A 17,595-nucleotide genomic window follows, 5' to 3' on the forward strand; every position below is an offset into this window, starting at 1 on the left:
CTCCAGCCTGTTTTGAGGTGCTATAATGAAAACGGATGAAAACCATAAAATTTTTCCTATTTACATGAAAGAAGATGACAGACATGAACGAGGGCTTACAGGAGCGCCTTGAAAAGTTCGGATTATCCTTATATATGATACGGATTACGCTCGCCGCTTCTCTCTCGTGGCTGGCCGTGCACATCATCTACGGGGACCATTACTTGTACTTCGCGCCGCTGGCGGCGATTCTGATTACCCAGAGCAGTGTCAAGGCCTCCCTCGAAAAAGGCGTCTACCGCATGACCGGCGTGGTCCTTGGCGGCATTGTCAGCCTGATCGTGGGCAAGTTCTTCGATGTGGGCGCGCTGTCGATCCTGCTGATGCTCTTGATCGGGATCGGGGTAGCCACCGCCTGCCGGATCAACATCCAGGCCGTCTCGCAGGTTGGCGTCACCTCGGTGCTTGCACTCACCTTCTATCATGACCAATATATCGTCTGGAGAGTCGCCGAGACGCTGATCGGTGTGCTGATCGCCCTGATCATCAATATGATTATCGTTCCGCCCAAGAGCTTCGTCAAGGTGAAGGAACTGGCGCTGAAGGGCAGCCTGACCTTATCCGATGCCTTGACCGGACTTGCCGCAAGCGGGCGGGATGCTGCAGAGGCCAAGAAGGCCCTTGAAGCCTCCGGGGACATGCTGAAGAAGAGCGACCGGCTGCAGAAAGAGATTCACTACACAGTGTCTCACTACCAGTGCCGCAAGGACATCGGCAAGCTGTCACAATCGACCTCGCATCTGATCAAGGTTCATGCCTACGTCAAAGGCATTGCCGAAGAGATCGCTCTGCTGCCGGCCCATTATGCCGCCGCCGACTGGATGCTGGAGGTCCTAAGCGCAACGTCAGACTGCATCGCTCTATACGGCACACGGACATTGTCGGATGCTGAAACCGGCGGGCGTTCACTCCCTGAGAGCCTGAGACGGGCCCGCGATCTCCAGCTTGCCTGGTATGCGGAGCTGCAGGACCAATGCCCGCTGGCCGCCTTCCGCGATCTCGGCGCGGTGTTCTCCCACCTGAACCGGATTCTTGAAGAGATTGAACGGGCCGATTACGCGGCCCTCTCGGCTGCACCGCAGCCAGTCAAGGCCCATCCTGCCCGGGCAATACAATTCATACAAAAGGGACTCTTCCACAAGCTTTAAGCCTGGAAGCGTCCCTTTTTTGTCGTCTATTTGCCGCGGATCAATTCCGCTCTTCAATCAGGCAGGCACATATCTCCAGCCCCCGTACGCCGTAATGTTCTCGGCTCCGCCCTGCGCTCCGGCATAGCCCTCACAGATGAAGCCGGTTACCTCCCGGCCGTCCGCAAGCAGCACCCTTCCCAGGCCCAGCGGGGCCGGGATGAGCTGTGCGAACGCCCCGAGCGATTCCACCGGCATCCGCCACAGCTCCAGCTCCACCGCGCCGCCTCCTTCCGCCTGCCGCAGCAGGCCCGGCTTGGCCGGCTTCGTGGGAAGCTTGACCAGTTCGTAGCAAGGGGCGGTCTGCGCCGTCTGCCAGAACCGGGCACCATGCGCCAGCATCTGCTGCTCCAGCGGGAAGCCGCGCATATGCAGCCCGCAGACGGCCAGCGTCACCATGCCGGCATCCTCATCCGGTGCCAGGCGTTCCGCCAGAAGCTGCGCGCCGGCTCCGGCCAGCAGATGCTCGCCGTCCGCCAGCGCGAACAGAGTAAGGCCGAACGGCAGATCCCCGGCAGCCTCGCCGGCCGGAACCGCCAGCGCCGACAGATCAAGCAGGTTGCAGTGGTTCGTATAGCGGCCCATCGCCGAGTTGGCCCCGGCCGGATCAGCCGCGACCTGCTCCCGGGTCCAGGTCCCGCCGCAGGTCGGCAGCACCAGCACAGCCCCGCTCAGCAGTAGCTCCGCTTCACGCTTATAACCTTGCAGCCGGTGCATCGCGGCGAACAGGCTGGCGGCGGTATGCTGCTCCGCCGCCCCGGACGACAGGATGGACGCCGTTACCGGCAGCACTGCTTCGCGGTGCTGCTCCACGAATGCGCCCAGGCCGGCCCAGCGCTCTGCGACCCAGGGCCCTTCATACAGAATGGCTGCCGCTTCGTAGAACAGCGTGCAGTCCACCCGCTCCACCGGCAGGCCCATTGCCTGGACTGCCGCTTCTGCCCGCTCCCAGGCCTGACGGTATTCGTCCGCATGGGGTCCATAGAACCCGGGCGGGTCCGCCGGAAGCAGCAGCTTCGCGGGAAGTGCGGCGGACCGCCGCTTGACGGCACGCGACCAGGGATCGGCCGCGTCGAAGCCCCGGGCCACGCGGTCCATCGCGAGGGCCTCATCCAGATTGTGTGCGAACACGGTCACACAATCCAGGCTGGCACAGGCCGGTACAACGCCGCGCACCGGCCAGGCCCCCAGGCTGGGCTTGAAGCCGACCAGCCCGTTCAGTGCGGCAGGCACGCGGCCCGAGCCTGCCGTATCGGTGCCCAGGCTGAACACCGCCTGGCCCCGGGCCACAGCCACGGCGGAGCCCGCACTGGAGCCGCCGCTGATGTATTCGGGACGCAGGGCATTATGCGTCTCGCCGTACGGGCTGCGTACACCGACCAGGCCGGTGGCGAACTGGTCGAGATTGGTTTTGCCGACCGGGATGGCCCCTGCGGCAATCAGCCTTGCCACAACCGCTGCATCCTCCTCCGGCTGATAAGCATATTCAGGACACGCCGCCGTTGTCGGCAGCCCCTGCACATCAATATTATCCTTGACCGCGAACGGGAGGCCCCACAGCGGACGGCGCTCCAGGTCCAGCTCACCCAGCGCCTCCAGATAAGGGCGGATGTGCGCCTCAGCCGGGGGTTCAATCCAGATATTCATCGCCTGGTCGCGCTCCGCGCGGCGGATGATCTCCTGGATCACCTCCTCCGGGCTTAACTCGCCGCTTGCATATTGCTTATGCAGCCACTCGGTGGTCAGCTTGGCGGGAAAAGTCTTCTTAACCGTCATGATGCTCATCTCCTTCTCTGTGAATCCGCATGTCTGCTGCGGCCCTGGCCCATCTCATGCAGCTTGAGCGCAAGCTGCAGCTCCAGCATATCGTTCCCGTCATCCTGGTTCAGCCCGAGCAGCTCACAGGCCCGGTCAATCCGGTAGGTGACGGTATTATAATGCGTGAACAGCTCGCCGGAGGTCCGTTTGATGTTACGATTGCATTTGAAATAGAGCTGGAGGGTATGCAGCAAGGAGGCGTTATGCCTGCTGTCATACTCCAGCAGCGGAACGATATACTGGTCCCTGTATTCATTGATCTCTTCCTGCTCCGGCAAATGATACAGGAGCCGGAATACCCCCAGCTTCCGGTAATCCACATACGTTCCGCTGTAGCCGCTGATCTCGCGGATACGGGCGATTTTGCGGGCCGACTCATAGCTGAAGCGCACCTGGTCAGGGCCTGCCGCAAGGTCGCCGATACAGAAGGCGCACTCCCCATTGGAGAATGCCCGGTTCAGCTCGCCAAGCAAGGGGGCCAGCACCTCCTCCACCGGAAGCTCCGGCTGGTCAGGCACTGTCAGCACCAGCTCCCCTTCCATGATGGTGATCTTCATCTGCTGAAGCTCGCTTCTGGCCCGCACCCGTCTTACGACCTGCTGGAGCTGCTTCAGCTCCGGCTTCGCATCCAGCCAGCCTACGGCTACCGCGCGCAAGGGTTGCTCCGGGAGCGGACAGCCGCAGGCCTCAGCCCGCAGCTTCAGGTCCCCGGCAGCGGTAATCCGCCCGCTGATCCAGTCCTGCAGGAACTGGTCCACATATTTCAGCTCCACCTCCCGGCGCGCGCCGGCATTGATCAGCTCCAGCCCGACCAGCACGCCGACCCGGTCAATGGTCAGCTGGTCCACAACGGACAGCTCGCTGTTCCACTCCAGCAGCACCAGCAGGCACTGGTCCGGGCCCTTGTCATTGACGGCCGAGACATAGGCGCGGATGCGCCGTTCCCCGACCGTCAGGAAGGTGGTGCCGAGACTGCCCTCCTGGCGCAGCTGCATCCAGGCCGGAAGCTGCTCCGCCAGCTCCAGCGCCTCCGCCTGCGGGGAACAGAAGACCTGGTCGGTCTCATCCAGCAGCACGACCGGATTATGCAGCATCCCGTCCAGCGTCTGCAGGAAATCCTCGATGCCGTCGCCGTGGAGCAGCTGCCGGGACAGCTTCTGGAAGCGGCTCTGCAGCTGAGACAGCTCGCGCGCCTCCTGGACCAGCACCCGCTCCATGATGTCGCGCACGACATCGGAGAAGGAGGTCGACGCCGGCAGCTCGAACACCGGGAAGTCCAGCTGGTCCGCCAGCTCCAGCGCCCGGGCCGGAACCTCATCGATATAACGCTTCGTCTTGATTCCAAGCGCGGACACGCCCTTCTGGTGGAGCTGCGGGATAATCGCGGTCAGCAGCTCCGGCTGGCCCTGAAAGGGGAAGCCGCTCGTAATCAGGAATTCTCCGGGCCGGACCCAGTCAATCACATCGGGCACCTCCATGACATTGACCCGGTTGATATAACGGCCCAGCCCTCCCGCTCCGGCGAGGACAACCGCCTCCTTCAGATCGGGAATGAGCAGAAGGTCGCTGCAGGTTAATCCGTTGATGACTTGGGTACCCATGGCTCCGCCGCCTTTACTTTAGCTTGTTAGAGTAGACATCCTCAATCAGTGTGGTCCCAAAAAAGCTGTTCCCCGGCACATCCGCCTCCACCGGTACAAAAATACTGATCTGCTCCGACGGCGTATCGCCAACATTCGCTACGGAATGGATAACGCCCGCAGGCACATGGAATGTATCTCCGGCCCGGTAGCTGTACCACTCCCCGCCTGACAGCAGCTTGACCTCACCCGCTGTGATATGGATAATCTCGGCGACATCATGATAATGCGGCACGACCTGCCCGTCGACGCCCAGCTTCTCCCATAGAATAGAGCTCATGCGGATGCCCAGACGGTCCGCCTGCTCGGCCGAGACGATCTCCCGGTGATACAACTCAATGTGGTTGGGCATAAGCTCCCATGTCATGTCCGCCGCGCTCAGCACTTCGGTAACCTGTGTCTGTGTATGCATCATTCATTCCTCCAGAATGGATAAGTTATAGTTAGCTCTGCCTGCGGAATACCGCCGCCACCGGACCTCCGCCCTTCGGGCCCTGATGCTCGCCCCCGCCGGAGACGTAGATCATCGGGTCGCTGCCGACATAGGCCAGCACTCCGCCGACCACCGCCCGGGCGTGGCGGGTATGATTGATGTCGGAATCATCCAGCATGATATGCCGCCGTCCACGGATCACGCCGTCCGGGTCGGCCTCAGCCTTGGCCAGCACCTGGACCAGCTCATCGCCGGGATAGCGGTCCAGCAGGCCCTGCAGCGCAGCGCCGTCGATTGCATCCTTCATGACGGCGTGATCGATATAGTACGGGCCGTCCGCAGCCAGCGAGTTGCCGAAGACAATGACCTCACAGCAGGCCAGCTCGCTGCCCGCCGAGGTGGAGGCGACGGTGCTGTATTTGTCCCAGTTCACACATATCTCTTCTTCTATAAGCGAAGAGCGCTCCACTTCGCCAAGGGCCACAGCGGTACCCAGGGCGGAAGCGCCTCTGGAATACCCCATCGATTTGTACGTATCCTCTGTCACCAGCGACGCCTGACGGCTATGCGCCTCATAGATTTGCTCTGCGGTAAGCAGCGGGCATTTGATCTGTACAAAATGCACATCCTCCGCAGAAGCGATCCCTGCATCCAGGATGGCCCGGGCGACCGCATCGGCTACTTCATCCACCTGGCTGAGCCGTCCCAGCTCCTCCGGCCGGAAGTTCCGGGTTCTGGCTACGCCTACCGCCAGCGACTTCTGCCCGCCAACAGAGCCTGAAGGCTCCGCCTGGCCGCTGCGGCTGATGACTGTGAAGTGCGGGCTAAGCACGCCTTCAGTTCCGCCGGACATCACGTAGGAGATATCGGCAGCTCCTCCCTTGGCGGATGCCGCGAAGAACGCCTTCAGCGCCATGACCGCGTAACCGCGGGTGAAGTCGTTGACACAGCCGTTCCCTTCGGTCTTGCCCAATACGGCGACCACCTCTTCCGGCCGGAGCCGTCCGTCTTCAATTAACATCTGCAGGCCGGACATATCGTGCGGCGCGCCTGCAGGGATTTTGAATACCGAGCATTTCATCATAGATCATCACTCCTGGTCCAGAAAATAACCTTCTTCTCCAGCAGCCCGATACTCCAGAACAGCAGCAGGCCGCACAGCGCGGAGGCAATAATCGCCGAGAACATCACCGGGGTATCCATATGATAGGAAGAGACCAGCACCACATAGCCCAGCCCCTTGTTCGCACCGACGAATTCGCCGACAATCGCTCCGACAATGGCCAGCGAGGTCGAGATTTTGAGGGCAGAGAAGATATAAGGCAGACTCGTCGGCAGGCGCAGCTTCCAGAAGATTTCGCGCTTCGTCCCTTTATAGGTCGAGAACAGCTCCCAGGCTTCATATTCAATGGCCTTCAGGCCCTTGACACTGTTGACCAGAATCGGGAAAAAGCAGATCAGCATCGAAGCAATCACCTTCGACGAATACCCTGTGCCCAGCCATACAACCAACAGTGGCGCCAGTGCTACCAGCGGGGTCGTCTTCAGGGCGATGGCGAGCGGGAACATCCCTTTCTCAATCGGCTTGGAATGCACGAATATAATGGCGGTCACCAGGCCGAGGATGTTGGCCAGAATGAATCCGGCCAGTGCTTCGCCCAGCGTAACCAGCGTATGTGACCATAGCGAGCCGGTAAGGGCCGAGACCACTGCCGTAGGGGCCGGCAGCAGGTATACCGGCACGGCAAGGAGCCGCACCGCCAGCTCCCACAGAATCAGGAAGCCGAGCGCAAAAGTAACGGGATACAGACTGTCTTTGATTCTGGCGGTCATAGATGCTTCACCTGCTTCCTTAGTGCCTTGACGGTCCGGTGGAATTCCGGCAGCTCCTCCATCCCGGCTTCACGCGGGGACGGGAGCGGCACCGGTATAATATCTGTAACACCGGCCGGGCGGGGTGACATCATCACAACCCGGTCCGACAGCAGCACCGATTCCTGAATGGAGTGGGTCACCATCACAATGCTGCTGAGACTGGTCTCGGGACTCTCCCACAGCCGGAGCAGCTCGAAGTTCAGCTTCTCGCGGGTCAATTCATCCAGTGCGCCGAACGGCTCATCCATCAGCAGCACGGTCGGATCGGCAGCGAGTGCGCGGGCAATCGCCGCCCGCTGCTGCATCCCGCCGCTGAGCTGATGCGGGTAATGGTTCAGGTAGTCCTGCAGCCCGACCAGCCGCAGGGCGCTTTCCGCCTTTTCCCGTGCTTCGCTCTTGCTGAACTTCTTCTTCTCGCCCAGCTCCAGCGGCAGCATGACGTTCTGCAGCGCACTGAGCCAAGGCATCAGGACCGGCTTCTGGAAGACCATGCCCAGCGACAGATCAGGCGAGGAGTAGGCTACCTCACCGCCTGCTTGCGGGCTTAACAGCCGCAGCATCAGCCGCAGTGTCGTTGATTTCCCGCAGCCGCTTGGCCCGAGAATGGAGATGAATTCATTCCGGTACACATCAAGGCTGACATTATTGAGAACCGGTACATCTCCGAAGGATAAGGAACAATTACGCAGGGAGAGCATGACCTCGCGGGCACCGGGATGCTGTACAGGGGCAGTATCCATCTGTTCTTTGATCGCTGTTGTCATCTTCGGTCCCTCCTTAGTTCAGATACTCGTTGGTGAATAATGCGCTGATGTCCTGCTCTTTTTTGACAAACTTCAGATCAATCAGATTCTCCTGCAGCGTCTTCCAGGCAGCCTCATCCATCGAGCCCAGCGGCAGCTTCTCCGGCTCCAGCAGCGGAATGCTGGCCTTCATCATACTAACCTCATGCTTCAGATCGAGCTTCTCCCCGTATTTCAGACCGAACTCTGCCGCCTCCTCCGGATGCTGCACCGCGTAATCCCAGCCCTTCATCGAGGCCTGAACGAATCCGCGTACCATCTCCGGGTCCTTCTTGATCACCGATTCAGTGGTAAACAGCGTGTCGGCATAGAAATTGATGCCGTAGTCGTTCGGGTCAATAATGTTGACTTCCTTGCCCTGTTCCTCGACTGCCAGCACTTCATTGATCACGTAGCCGGGCCAAGCCTTGACCTGTCCGGTCAGCAGCGGGCTGAGGTCATATTTGATCGGCATCTCTTCAATCTGCGACGTTTCGATGCCTGCGCTTTTCTCCATGGCCCGGAAGGTCAGCTCTTCATTGCCGCCCAGCTTGATGCCCACCTTCTGGCCGACCAGGTCTTCCATTGTCTTGATGCCGGACTCTTTGAGCGCGAACATCACGAACGGGGTCTTACGGTAGATGGCCGATAGTGCGGTAACCGGCACGCCCTTTTCTCTGGCGATAATAATCTGATCTGCCCCGGTTACACCAAATTCCTCACTGCCGGAAGCGACCATCTGCACCGCCGGGAAATCCGAGCCCCCCGGACGGATCTCAACATCGAGCCCTGCTTCTTTATAGAAACCCTTCTCCACTGCGGTATAAAAGCCAGCAAACTGTGCCTGATGAATCCACTTTAACCGGAGGACTACCTTTTTCAGCTCACCGGAGCCTTCCGCTCCCTGGCCTTCGGCCTTCTCTGTCCCGGCATTATTGCCGCAGGCTGTCAGTAGCAGAAGCAGCGAGGTTAACAGCATAAGCGCTTTGGTTCTGGACTTGTTCCACATGATGATTCCCCCAGTTATATGAAGTAGTTTAGTATTGCTCCAGTGCCTGAAGCACCGCTTGTGAGTCGCTCACACTGCCGAAGACGCCGCCCTGCATTTGAACCATATTCAGTGCCGCCAGATGATTCGCTTCATCCGTAGCACCCGTGCAATCTGACAGAATCAGGCACTCATACCCGCGGTCATTCGCTTCCCGCATCGTGGTGTGCACACAGACATCGGTGGTGATGCCGGTCAGAATCAGATGGGTAATGCCTTTATTGTTCAGGATCAGGTCCAGGTCTGTTGCATAAAAGCTGCCTTTGCCCGGCTTATCCACAATGTACTCTCCGTCGGCGGGTGCCAGCTCGTCAATGATCTGCCAGCCGCGTTCACCCCGTACCAGGATACGTCCCGCCGGTCCCGCCGAGCCGATCTCTGCACCGATCTGCTTACTCCGCCAGCGTTTGTTCGCCGGAAGATCGGACAGGTCGGGCTTATGGCCCTCCCGGGTATGAATCACGGTAAAGCCTTCAATCTCCCGGACACGGGCCAGCAGCCGCTGAATCGGTGCGATGGCTCTTGCCGTCAGCGAGAGGTCGTAGCCCATTCTGTCCACGTAGCCGCCTTTGCCGCAGAAATCCGTCTGCATGTCGATAATCATCAGTGCCGTCTTTGCCGGATCAAGCGCGCCGTCATACGGCCAAGTGTAAGGTGCTGCTGCAATCTGCATGGTTCATGCTCCTCTCCTGTTACCCTGTCTCTATAAATGTTAACTTTGTTAACACTCGTGTCTGTTTCCTTGATATGAGTTAGATTATATTACAAACAATTTAGAGTGTCTTCGTTTTTATTACGAAATAATAGGATAAATGTTTGTGTTTTTTAACATAGTTAACATATATATGACACATAAAGGGTGAAAAGGACGCGGTTTCGGCCGCTTTCTACCTTTGTGTACCTACGAACCTCACACCCACATCTGTCCTCATACCCTGCGCCCGTTCAATGTAATCGGTTTTTCGATTACATCCGCCCCTCATATCCCTGCGTCCGCCCAATGTGATCGGTTTTTCGACTACATTCCGCCCATACGCCCCACGCCAGCCAATTGTGATCGGTTTTTCGATTACATTCCATCCGCACATCCCCGCCGCTGCATATCGTATCCGGTTTTCCGCATACATCTGTACCTCCTTTCCATAAGCTGTAATTGCTGGGGAAACCAGTTTTTCCGAAAAATTGGTGTTGCAGATTTTAAGAAACTTGATAAATAGGCATAATATAGTTGAAAAATAGCTCTTTAAGTACTAGAATTAAGCTTGTTTGCAGAAGTTAATATAACGAAGGAACCAGTTTCGGCCTTTTTTGTCGATTGCAGTCGATCTATAACCTTCCTCATACAGAGTGTATATCATTGTTCTATTTCTAAAGGCAAACTTCCCGAAAGGGCAGGACGCAAAGCAATGGGCCTACAAGCGCCGGCAGGACCGGCGTTCATGGTTGCCAGGCCGCCAATAGAGACCACGTAAGCCGGCTGTCCCGGGAGGTGCTCCCGCTTCCAGGCTCTATGATGTTCTTGTCTGTACGAACGCCATTGATTATACAAAAAAGTGAGGTTACTATAATGCCGCAGCAGTTCATCGAACCAAAACGATATGAATTCGTGGAGTCCCTGATGCTTGAGCGGGGCGAGCTGCTGGATTCATTCTCTGTAGAGGGGCGAGCTTCTGACGGGACCAATGGAGATAGGAATGGAATCATCCTTGTGCAGAACAACCAGATCTTCATCACCCCTCCGCTTCCTGGCGGTACACCCGCCAGAATCTCTGCGGTTCACCCTGTTGTCCTGAAGATTAACGGCAAGACCGTCACACAACCGACCGGAGTAACCGCGGCGGATGATATCTCCTGGGAGATCTGCGAGAAGCCGCAGTACCAGATTACCGTCTCCCCGGACAAGCTCAAGGTCTACTTCACGCTGTACCGCGCTGAGAAGTACGCCTGGAATCTGGTCAACTGCCCTGCGGCCTGTGAGGCGGTGGTCCGTGCCCGGCCCAATCCGGCTGCGCTGTTATCCACGCTCACCGTAGAACAGATTATTGCTTCACTGGACAACCGTTACATTCAGCGCAACCTGAATATTCCGGCCCTATATGCCGAGCTGGAGAACCCCACCTATCTTCCGGTCTGCATCGCCGAAGGAAGAGCCCCGCGGCCCGGCCGGGAATCGCATCTGGAGCTCACGCTCCCGGCGCATACGCTGGAGGGCAACGGAATGCTCCGGGAGAACCACCGGGAGGAAGCGGCAGATATACTGGAATACCTCCGCTTCCCCGGAGCACCCTTCGCCCGGGAGGGCGAGGTCTTCGCCCGTAAGGTGCCGGCTGAGGAAGGCATTCCCGGCTACGATACGGCCGGCGGAGTGCTGCCTCCGCCTCCGCCGCAGGATATCCTCTTCACCGCAGGAGCGAATGCCCGCCTCCTCCCCTGCGGCAGCATCGTGGCGCTGCACTCCGGCCGGCCCCGGATCTGTAAGGGAGCCGGCAGCGTCAGAACCTGCGATTTCCCGCCGGCCCGGCTCATTACCCCGGAGATGGTGAAGGACGCCGGGGACTTCCTGTTCGCCGGCGATCTCATTATCACCGGCAGCATTGAAGGGCCAGCCGTCATTGAAGCATTGGGGAACGTGTATATCTACGGCAGTGTAAGCCAAAGTACGGTTATAGCGACCGGGAGCATCTATGTCAGCGGCCAAGTCACCGGCTGCAGCCTGTACGCCGGACTTCCCGGGGTACAACAGCACCGTCTGCACCGTCTCTCCAGCCTATTGCTGGCTGAGACGCAGGGACTGCGGGAAGCGGCAGGACAGCTGGCCCGGAATGTTAAATCCCGGCAGCAATCTGTGAAGTACGGACTGGTCGTCTTGCTGCTGCTGGAGGATAAATACAGCCATTTCGCAGGCATGACCTGCGGACTGCAAGGCGCACTGGATGTTATGCACGGGGAGCATGCGCCGGATACGCTTCAGCTTCGGCAGCTCCTGGAGATCCTCGCCCATCCGGGCCAGTTCACTGAACATCTTACGGACAACCTCCTGAGCAGCCTCGCCAAGCTGCTGCGCAGGCTGGCTGAAGCTATTGAACAGCTCCAGGAGGAGTATGTGATGGTCAGTCTGGCCGACTCGCAGGACAGCCGCCTGGAATCGGGCGGAGCACTGCTGCTGCGCAAGTAACGGCATAGAAGCCTGATCTGCTCACGCCTCGGCAGATCTGTTCCCTGAACTAAGAAACGGCCGCCCCCTTACACAGGGAGCAGCCGTTTCTTAGTTCTTGCCGGTTTCGGTTACCGGGGGCTGCACTGGCTGTCCGGCAGCCCGGCCCAGCCTCGCATTTACCAGAATAATACTGCTGACAATCAGCACCATACCCACAATCAGATTCACCGTGATCTGCTCATGCATTAGAATTACACTGGAGCCGATCGATACCAGCGGAATCAGGAAGGTGAACGAACCCACCCTGCCCGCCTCCCCTTCATTGATGAGCTTGAAATAGACCATCCAACCAAGCGCGATCACAAAAACCGCAATGAACAGTGTGTTCGCTACAAAGGTTCCGCTCCAGGTAATATCACTCCAGCTCTCTGAGACGGAGCCTGCGGCCAGCAGGATCACTCCGCCGATCATGATCTGCATCGCTGTCATCCACAGCATATCGACCCTGGCCGCATTGCGTTTGGTGTACACCGTAGCCAGCGCCCAGCTGACGGCACTGGCCAAGGCCAGCAGTACGCCGATTGCCGAGATACTGCCGGTCAATCCTCCAATACTTAGCGAACCGACCCCAAGGAAGCCGATGACCAGTCCGGCAATCTTAAGCCCGTACATCCGCTCTCCCAGCCAGATCCAGGCCAAGATCCCCAGCAGCACCGGCTGCAGGAATACAATCGCCGAGAACAGCCCTGACGGAACATATTGTAAGCCCACTGTCTGAAAGCCATAATAGAAGACAATACTCAGGAAGGCTGACGCCAGATAGACCGGCCAGAGCCGCCTGAATTGCAGCCGACTCCACTTCGGCAGAGCGGCAAGAATCAGCAGAATACCGGCAATGACGGTACGGATGCCGGCAAACAGCAAGGGCGGAGCGTAGGTTAAGGCTATTTTGGAGAGCGGCCAGTTAATTCCCCAGACCAGAACCAGGAAGATTAACAGACCTATCGTTTGGTTTCGCTTCTGCATTCGTTCACCCCTTGCCCTGTTTTCTTATCAAATGATACAATAGTTCCAGTCATAATTGAAATGAATAATTGTCATGAGGGGTATAACAAATAAGATATGAATAACACTCAGATTCGCCTGTTCGTGTTAATCGCCGAGAGCCGCAGCTTCACCAAGGCCGGTCTTGAGCTGAATATGACCCAGCCTGCAGTAAGCCGGGCCATCTCCGCCCTTGAAGCGGAGCTGAATGTGAAGCTGCTGGTGCGGGACCGGCGCAATGGACTGATGCTGACCGGCATCGGCAAGCGGATTCTGGTCATCTGCCGCAGCATTCTCAGCGGCCTTGACAAGATTGACCAGGAGATTGCCGCCGAGAAAGGACTGGAGAAGGGCCATATCCGCATCGGGGCCTTCCCGGTGGCCGCCGCCTTTTTCGTCCCGAAGATCATCCGCACCCTCTCAGCCGGGTATCCCGGCATCGGGATCAGCCTGCATGAAGGCTCGGTCGCCGAAGTGAAGGAATGGCTGGCCTCGCGCTACATTGACATAGGTCTGGTGATTTCTCCGGGGGAAGAGTTCGATACCGTGCCGCTGTTCCGGGAGAAGCTCTATGCCGTGCTCCCCCGTAAGCACAGGCTGGCCCGGCAGCCGGTCATTAGCGTGAAGGAGCTGGAGGACGAGCCTATGCTGCTCTGCAGATCAGGTTATGAGCCTCCGGTTGTTGAGGTATTCCGCAGAGCCGGCAGCACGTTGAATGTGAAATATGAAGTAAGCAGCTACCCTACCTCGTTGAATATGATTAAGGAGGGACTAGCTGTCGGCGTCATGTCCCAGCTCTCCCTACTGTCACTCCCGCCGGAGGTCGTCGTCCGGGAGCTTGCTGAGGGGGCTTACCGTGATATTCACCTGGCCGTCCCTTCCCTGCAGGAGGCCTCGATTGCCGTACAGGTGGCGATAGATACCGCAACACAGCTATTCTCCGGCACAGAGGCTCCATTGCCATCCCTGGCCGGAGCAGCCGGACACACTACTATAATCGAGGAGTGATCATTATGCAATATAACCGTCTGGGACACAGCGGGCTGCAGGTATCCGCCCTGGGCCTGGGAACCAATGCATTTGGCAAGCGGGCGGACCAGGAGACCTCGATCCGCATCATCCATACTGCCATGGATCAGGGAGTTAACTTCATCGACACCGCCAATATCTATGCCGGCTCCGAGTCGGAGCGGATCATCAGCCTTGCGCTTGAAGGCAGGCGCCAGGATGCCGTGCTGACAACCAAAGCCGGTCTGCCGAAGCATGACGGCCCCGGCGGCAGCGGGTCCTCCCGCCGCCATCTGATGCAGGAGCTGGAGGGCAGCCTGCGCCGCCTGAAGACCGACCATGTGGATCTGTATCAGATCCACACCTTCGATCCCTATACCCCGCTGGAGGAGACGCTCCGCACGCTTGATGACATGATCACGGCGGGCAAGGTGCGCTATATCGGAGCCTCCAACTATGCCGCCTGGGAGCTGATGAAGGCGCTCGGCATCAGCGAAGCCCGGCACTGGGCCAAGTATGTCTCGATCCAGTGCAGCTACTCGCTCGCTGACCGCACCCCGGAGACCGAGCTGCTGCCGCTGTCTCTCGATCAGGGCCTCGGGATCATCCCTTACTTCCCGCTGGCCGGGGGCATCCTCACCGGCAAATACGCTTCCGGCGGCAGCGCCCCTGCAGCTTCGAGAGCAGTCACCGACCCGAACTTCCGCCGCTTCCTGACTCCGGAGCGCATCTCGCTCGGGGAGCAGGTCCAAGCAATAGCCGAGGAGCTGGGCACTTCACCAGCAGCACTGTCCCTGGCCTGGCTGATGAACCGTCCCGCCGTCTCCACGGTAATTGTTGGCGCCACCCGTGCGGAGCAGGTGCAGGAGAATCTGGTTAGCCTCTCCGTCAAGCTGGACAAGCAGACGTTGGAGCGGCTGGAGCAAGCCAGCGCCGTCTTCCGCAGCGGCGAGCCGTTCGCCTTCTACCGGCTGCCGTAACCGCCGGCCGATTGCCGCATACGCATAAGTCCCCGGCCGCACCCGGCCGGGGACTCTTTTTGCCTACCTATAATACACTCTACACAGCAGCAATAAACTGCTCCATATCTTCTTTCACCGTTGTAATCCCGCCGATACCGAAGGTATCCACCAGCACCTTAGCGACATTGGGCGACAGGAATGCCGGAAGAGTCGGGCCCAGGTGAATGTTCTTCACACCCAGATGCAGCAGCGCCAGCAGCACGATAACCGCCTTCTGCTCATACCAGGCAATGTTATAGGAGATCGGCAGGTCGTTGATGTCTGCAAGGCCGAAGACCTCCTTCAGCTTCAGTGCGATCACTACCAGCGAGTAGGAATCATTGCACTGTCCGGCGTCAAGCACCCGCGGAATCCCGCCGATATCGCCAAGCGGCAGCTTGTTGTATTTGTATTTGGCGCAGCCTGCGGTAAGAATGACCGTATCCTGCGGCAGCTCGGTCGCGAAGTCTGTATAGTAATTCCGGCTCTTCATCCGTCCGTCGCAGCCGGCCATCACGAAGAACTGCTTGATTGCGCCGCTCTCCACCGCTCCGACTACCTGATCCGCCACATTCATCACCGCCGCATGAGCGAAGCCGCCGACAATCTCGCCTGTCTCAATCTCCACAGGAGCCCCGCAGCTCTTCGCCTGCTCAATGATGGCCGAGAAGTCCTTCACCCCGTCGGCTCCTGCCGCGATATGCCGAACACCCGGATAACCTGTGTTGCCTGTGGTGTACAGCCGGTCCTTATAGCTCTCCTTCGGCGGTACAATGCAGTTCGTGGTCATCAGAATCGGGCCGTTGAAGCTGGCAAACTCCTCATTCTGCTTCCACCAGGCGTTGCCGTAGTTACCCACGAAGTGGCCGTACTTCTTGAAGGCGGGATAATAGTGAGCCGGCAGCATCTCGCTGTGCGTATACACATCCACTCCGGTTCCCTCGGTCTGCTTCAGCAGCTCCTCCATATCCTTCAGATCATGTCCGCTGATCAGAATGCCCGGATTCGTGCCGACTCCGATATTCACCTTGGTAATCTCAGGGTTGCCGTAAGCCGCCGTATTTGCACGGTCCAGCAGCGCCATCACATCCACGCCGAACTTGCCGCATTCCAGCACCAGCGCGGTCAGCTGCCCGCCGTCCAGGTTGTCATCCAGTGTAGCCGCCAGACCCTTCTCCATAAAAGCATGTGCGCCCGCTTCATAGAAGCCCAGCACCGCCGCATGTTCCATGTAGGCTGCCATGCCCTTCAGGCCATAGGTCAGCAGCTCACGCAGAGAGCGGATATCCTCATGCGCGGTTGCCAGTACACCAACGGTGGCCGCCTTGTCCATCAGCTCCTCATCTGTACCCGCATTCCATTTGGCTGCGTCATGATCGGCCAGGTAAGCCTCCACTCCGGCATCCTGCACTCGGCTGCGCCAGGTGTCCCGCAGGGCCAATCCCTCACGGATCTTCGAGGTGAAATATTCGGGAACAAAATTGGCATTGGTAATGGTAGCGAACAAGCTCTCTATCGTAAATTTCTCGGTAACCGGATCGGTGATCCCCAGCTCACGGCCGCAGCGCGCGAAGATGGCAATGCCTTTGAGCGTATACACCAGCAGGTCCTGCAGATTCGCTACTTCACTGGTCTTGCCGCATACTCCCTGAATCGTACAACCCGTTCCCTTCGCCGCCTCCTGGCACTGAAAACAAAACATATCGCTCACTACCTTCACTCCTTCTCCTAATTGGGTGTACTGACCGGGACTACGCTTGAGCCCCGCCTTTACAGTTACCAATAATTGTAGTAGACTTTCGTCTATCAATCGGTAACGGATGTTACCGATTACCATGAATCTGGAGGAAAGTTATGAAACCGGAATCCGCTGCACTGCAATCCTGCCTGCTCTTCCGGGGAAAGTCCGCCGAAGAGATTGAGCTGCTGCTGCACACGCTGGCTTACTCCGTCAGCACGTACCGCAAGAATGCGATCATTCTGGCCGAAGGCGATCCGGCGGAACGGCTGGGCATTCTGCTCTCCGGCCGCATCGAGGTACAGAAGACGCATTCCACCGGCAGCAGTGTAACCATCGCCCACCTTAAGGAAGGGCAGACGATCTGTGAAGCCGTGTTATTCCGCAAAATCAACGTGGTCCCCGCCACCGTTACAGCTACGGGACCCTGCAAGATCATGTTCATCAGCAAGCAGGAGCTGCTGCGGTTATTCGCGGCGGATGCGGACATCCTCACCCGCTTCATCGAGAATCTCTCCGAGCGGCTGGTGCTGGTCAACCGGAAGATCGAGAATCTGTCCGCCGGCCCGCTGCGCCGCCGGATTATCGACTTCCTGCTGGAGCAAGGGGAGCAGCAGGGCACGGACCGGCTGCAGCTCCCCTTCAGCCGCAAGGAATGGGCCGGACACATGAATACCGCCCGCCCTTCGTTGTCACGGGAGCTTGGGTTCCTGCGCGATCAAGGCTGGATTGCCTTCAAGGGCAATGAGATCACACTGCTGGACCGGAGCCGGATGAATGATTACATCCAGAGCCTGCCCTTCCATTCCCATTTCCATTGACATT

General features: G+C 58.6%; 15 protein-coding genes and 1 riboswitch. Of the genes, 5 read left to right on the forward strand and 10 right to left on the reverse strand.

Features of this window, described 5'->3' with window-relative positions; all coding sequences use genetic code 11:
- The first annotated feature begins 83 nt into the window (after positions 1-83).
- Positions 84-1,187, forward strand: a complete 1,104-nt coding sequence (locus K1558_RS09710; protein WP_238651348.1) for an FUSC family protein — start codon at positions 84-86, stop codon at positions 1,185-1,187.
- Positions 1,188-1,244: 57 nt separating this feature from the next.
- On the opposite strand, the gene atzF is transcribed toward K1558_RS09710, so the two are convergent.
- The 8 genes from atzF to biuH are packed head-to-tail and all read right to left on the reverse strand — an operon-like array spanning position 1,245 to position 9,495.
- On the reverse strand, positions 1,245-3,002 hold the full coding sequence (atzF, locus tag K1558_RS09715; RefSeq protein WP_420800423.1) for an allophanate hydrolase: 1,758 nt from the start codon (positions 3,000-3,002) through the stop codon (positions 1,245-1,247).
- Between the two features lie 5 nt (positions 3,003-3,007).
- On the reverse strand, positions 3,008-4,645 hold the full coding sequence (locus K1558_RS09720) for a PucR family transcriptional regulator (RefSeq protein WP_238651350.1): 1,638 nt from the start codon (positions 4,643-4,645) through the stop codon (positions 3,008-3,010).
- A gap of 13 nt (positions 4,646-4,658) precedes the next feature.
- Positions 4,659-5,099, reverse strand: coding sequence for a cupin domain-containing protein (locus K1558_RS09725; protein ID WP_238651351.1), 441 nt, complete (start codon positions 5,097-5,099; stop codon positions 4,659-4,661).
- Positions 5,100-5,127: 28 nt separating this feature from the next.
- Positions 5,128-6,201 (reverse strand): cyanuric acid amidohydrolase, encoded by a 1,074-nt coding sequence (gene atzD / locus K1558_RS09730; protein WP_238651352.1) that lies wholly within the window; start codon positions 6,199-6,201, stop codon positions 5,128-5,130.
- Positions 6,198-6,950 (reverse strand): ABC transporter permease, encoded by a 753-nt coding sequence (locus K1558_RS09735; RefSeq protein ID WP_238651353.1) that lies wholly within the window; start codon positions 6,948-6,950, stop codon positions 6,198-6,200. Before K1558_RS09735 ends, atzD begins: the two co-directional genes overlap by 4 nt.
- Positions 6,947-7,756, reverse strand: coding sequence for an ABC transporter ATP-binding protein (locus K1558_RS09740; protein ID WP_238651354.1), 810 nt, complete (start codon positions 7,754-7,756; stop codon positions 6,947-6,949). Before K1558_RS09740 ends, K1558_RS09735 begins: the two co-directional genes overlap by 4 nt.
- A 13-nt stretch (positions 7,757-7,769) precedes the next feature.
- Complete coding sequence (locus K1558_RS09745; RefSeq protein WP_238651355.1) at positions 7,770-8,783, reverse strand: ABC transporter substrate-binding protein; 1,014 nt, start codon at positions 8,781-8,783, stop codon at positions 7,770-7,772.
- 28 nt (positions 8,784-8,811) lie between these two features.
- Positions 8,812-9,495 carry a biuret amidohydrolase gene (biuH, locus tag K1558_RS09750; protein ID WP_238651356.1) on the reverse strand — a complete coding sequence of 228 codons (684 nt, stop codon included), beginning with the start codon at positions 9,493-9,495 and terminating at the stop codon, positions 8,812-8,814.
- A 690-nt stretch (positions 9,496-10,185) separates the two neighbouring features.
- Positions 10,186-10,281, forward strand: a riboswitch (cyclic di-GMP riboswitch).
- Positions 10,282-10,389: 108 nt separating this feature from the next.
- Here biuH and K1558_RS09755 point away from each other — a divergent pair.
- Positions 10,390-11,997, forward strand: a complete 1,608-nt coding sequence (locus K1558_RS09755) for a flagellar assembly protein A (protein ID WP_238651357.1) — start codon at positions 10,390-10,392, stop codon at positions 11,995-11,997.
- A gap of 90 nt (positions 11,998-12,087) precedes the next feature.
- Here K1558_RS09755 and K1558_RS09760 read toward each other — a convergent pair whose 3' ends face one another.
- The gene (locus K1558_RS09760) at positions 12,088-13,005 is read right to left on the reverse strand and encodes a DMT family transporter (protein ID WP_238651359.1); all 918 of its coding nucleotides are present in this window, start codon (positions 13,003-13,005) and stop codon (positions 12,088-12,090) included.
- Between the two features lie 96 nt (positions 13,006-13,101).
- Here K1558_RS09760 and K1558_RS09765 point away from each other — a divergent pair, with 96 nt between their 5' ends.
- Both K1558_RS09765 and K1558_RS09770 read left to right on the forward strand, forming a co-directional pair.
- Positions 13,102-14,031 (forward strand): LysR family transcriptional regulator, encoded by a 930-nt coding sequence (locus K1558_RS09765; protein WP_238651361.1) that lies wholly within the window; start codon positions 13,102-13,104, stop codon positions 14,029-14,031.
- A 5-nt stretch (positions 14,032-14,036) separates the two neighbouring features.
- On the forward strand, positions 14,037-15,011 hold the full coding sequence (locus K1558_RS09770; RefSeq protein WP_238651363.1) for an aldo/keto reductase: 975 nt from the start codon (positions 14,037-14,039) through the stop codon (positions 15,009-15,011).
- Positions 15,012-15,090: 79 nt separating this feature from the next.
- Here the strand turns inward: K1558_RS09770 and hcp are convergent, their stop codons facing one another.
- Positions 15,091-16,734, reverse strand: a complete 1,644-nt coding sequence (gene hcp / locus K1558_RS09775; RefSeq protein WP_238651499.1) for a hydroxylamine reductase — start codon at positions 16,732-16,734, stop codon at positions 15,091-15,093.
- Positions 16,735-16,886: 152 nt separating this feature from the next.
- On the opposite strand from hcp, the gene K1558_RS09780 reads away from it, so the two are divergent.
- Positions 16,887-17,591, forward strand: coding sequence for a Crp/Fnr family transcriptional regulator (locus tag K1558_RS09780; protein ID WP_238651364.1), 705 nt, complete (start codon positions 16,887-16,889; stop codon positions 17,589-17,591).
- Positions 17,592-17,595 lie beyond the last annotated feature (4 nt).

The sequence above is a fragment of the Paenibacillus piscarius genome, assembly GCF_022234545.1.
Lineage (GTDB): Bacteria > Bacillota > Bacilli > Paenibacillales > Paenibacillaceae > Paenibacillus_AQ > Paenibacillus_AQ piscarius.